The 2,876-nt window shown below is 67.5% G+C and carries 1 protein-coding gene; it reads right to left on the bottom strand.

Annotated elements, in window-relative coordinates; genetic code table 11:
* Positions 1-741: 741 nt before the first annotated feature.
* Positions 742-2,826: a glycine--tRNA ligase subunit beta gene (glyS, locus tag WAL33_RS03260; protein ID WP_422178436.1), complete on the bottom strand. Its 2,085-nt coding sequence runs from the start codon at positions 2,824-2,826 to the stop codon at positions 742-744.
* Between the last annotated feature and the right edge of the window lie 50 nt (positions 2,827-2,876).

The following is a 2,876-nucleotide window of genomic DNA, read 5'->3' as shown; positions in this document are numbered from 1 at the left end:
CTGTCGCGGAGCGACTGAGGGGGCCTTTCACGGACACGTTCTCTCATCCTCACGCGATCTCTCGCTGAGCTTGATGGGAAGGGTGCGAAGCGCCCGGGCCTCGCCCGGAGGATTTGCAGTTTTAAGCACCGTTTCGACGAAGGCAGAGCGCTTCGCGCGGCCGTTATCCGGAAGCCTTCGGATCGCGGATTTTTAACCCGCTCCGATGGAGGCCCCCGACGGGCAGGACGTTGGCGCACCCCGGACCGCCCGGGCGATTTCAGCCCGGGCCTGTTGACTTGCCCGCCTATCCAAGGCGCCGGAGCTTCGTCGCGGCTAGGGCGAACCTGCTCCAACTCCAACCCTGGACGTCTCCGAGGAGACACGGCGGACAAGCCTTCCCGCTCGACCACCCCCGAAAGCCGCATCGGTCGCCGTACGTGCGCCCTCCCCATGCTCTCAGGTAAGATCAGGATACGGGCGGTTTGGAGGGTGAGGATAAGTTCGGTCGAGAAAATTTAGGGCGTTGAAATCGCGGGGCTTTGCTCTCTGAACGCCGAGCATGAACACCGTGAACCCCTCTCTCATAGAGAGAGGGAGGGGCCCGCCGCGAAGCGGTGGGAGGGTGAGAGGTTTCACCGTCCGACGGCGTGCCGGCAGGGCGCTCGGTGTGAAATCGGTGAGGGTGTAACCCCTCACCCTCCCGCGCCTGCGGCGCGGGCCCCGCCCTCTCCCTCTGGGAGAGGGTTCAAGGAAGGGGCCCTACCCGCCGATCAGCGAGAAGTCGGCCACCTGGCCCATCGCATCCCGCACGGCCGCGAGCGTCTTCAACCGGTTGTCGCGTTCGGCCTCAACCTCGGAATTGACGAACACGCCGTCGAGGAAGGCGTCGACCGGGCCGCGCAGGCCGGCGAGTTCCTGCATGGCGGCGGTGAAGTCTTCCGCCGCCAGGGCCGAGGCCAGCGGCTTTCCGATCATCCGCAGGGCGTCGTGCAGCTGCACTTCCGGGGCCGAGGCGTCGGGCAGGATCTCGCGACCGCCCTCGGCTTTCCAGCCCTTCTTCTCCTCGGCCTTGAGGATGTTGGAGGCGCGCTTGTAGCCGGCCAGCAGGTTTTTGCCGTCGTCGGTCTTCAGGAACCCGTCCAGCGCCTCGACCCGGGCGACGATGCGCACCAGATCGTCGTCGCCGAGCGCGAACACGGCGTCGACGAGGTCATGGCGTTTGCCTTGGTCCTTGAGCGTGACCTTCAGGCGGTCGGCGAAGAAGGCTGGCAGGTCAATTGAAACATCCACAGACGCCGCCAGGCGTTCGGTCTCGTTCTCAAAGCGACAAATACGCGGTAAATGCTGACGGATGACCTCCACAAGGCCGATGCGATAATCGCCCTCCAGCAGCGTCCGGATCACCCCCAGCGCCGCCCGACGCAGCGCGAACGGATCCTTCGACCCCGTCGGCTTCTCGTCGATTGCGAAGAACCCGACTAGCGTGTCCAGCTTGTCGGCCAGCGCCACGGCGACGCTCAGCGGCGCGGTCGGAACGCTGTCGCCGGGACCTTGCGGCTTGTAGTGGTCGCGGATGGCGTCGGCGATCTGCGGGTCCATCCCGGCGGCGCGGGCGTAGTAGCCGCCCATCAGGCCCTGAAGTTCCGGGAACTCGCCGACCATCTGCGAGGTCAGGTCGGCCTTGGCCAGGCGCGCGGCCTCGGCGGCTTTCTCCGGATCGGCGCCGACCAGGGGCGCGATCTCGCGGGCCAAGGCGACAATGCGCTCGACCCGCTCAGCCATCGTCCCCAGCTTGGCGTGGAACGTCACGCCGTTCAGCTTTTCGAGCCACGGCTCGAAGCCGACCTTGATGTCCTCGTCCCAGAAGAACCGGGCGTCGGACAGGCGCGAGCTCAGCACCTTGGCGTTGCCTTCGGCGATCACCTTGCCGCCGTCGGCCGACTGGACGTTGGCGATGGTGATGAAGTGCGGGGCAAGCCCCTCCCCGTCCGGCTTGCGCACGGCGAAGTACTTCTGGTGGGTGCGCATCGAGGTGCGGATCACCTCGCCCGGCAGGTCCAGGAACGCCGGGTCCATGTCGCCCAGCACCGGGGTCGGCCATTCGGCCAGGCCCGCGACCTCCTCGAGCAGGCCGATATCCTCGACCAGCTCCAGGTTGCGCGCGAAGCACAGGGTCTTGCAGCCCTCGAGGATGCGGCTTTTACGCTCCTCGACGTCCAGCACGACGAAGTGGTCCAGCAGGCCCTTCTGATATTCGTCGAAGTCGCGCGCCTTGAACGGTTGCCCGCCCCAGCCGGGGCCGACGCGCATGAAGCGGTGGCCCTCGGTGATGTCGCCGCTCTCGATGCCCTCGATGGCGAACGGCACGACCTCGCGGTCGAACACGCAGAGGATGCGCTTCAGCGGCCGCACCCAGCGCAGCTTGCCGCTGCCCCAGGTCATCGACTTGGGCCACGGGAAACCGCGAACGATGGCCTCGACCATCTCGGCGACGATCTCGGGGGTCGGGCGGCCGGTCTTCTCGATGAAGGCCATCCAGACGCCGTCGCGCTCGACCAGTTGGTCCTGGGTCAGGCCCGCCTTGCGCAGGAAGCCTTCCATGGCCTGGGGCGGAGCGCCGACGCGCGGGCCCTTCAGCTCTTCCTTGCGGTCGGCCTGGGCGATCGGCAGGCCCTCGACCACCAGGGTCAGGCGGCGCGGACCGGCGAAGGTCTTCAGGGCTTCGGGCAGGAAGCCGGCGGCGGCCAGGTGCTCGCGCGCCATGCGCTCCAGGTCGCGCGCGGCGCCGGCCTGCATGCGGGCGGGGATCTCTTCGGAGAACAGTTCGAGAAGGAGTTGGGGCATCACAGGTGCTCTCCCTTCCCCCTCGATGGGGGAAGGGTCGGGGTTGGGGG

This window comes from Caulobacter sp. (assembly GCF_049283275.1).
Lineage (GTDB): Bacteria > Pseudomonadota > Alphaproteobacteria > Caulobacterales > Caulobacteraceae > Caulobacter.
This window is presented reverse-complemented; position numbering and strand designations above follow the sequence as displayed.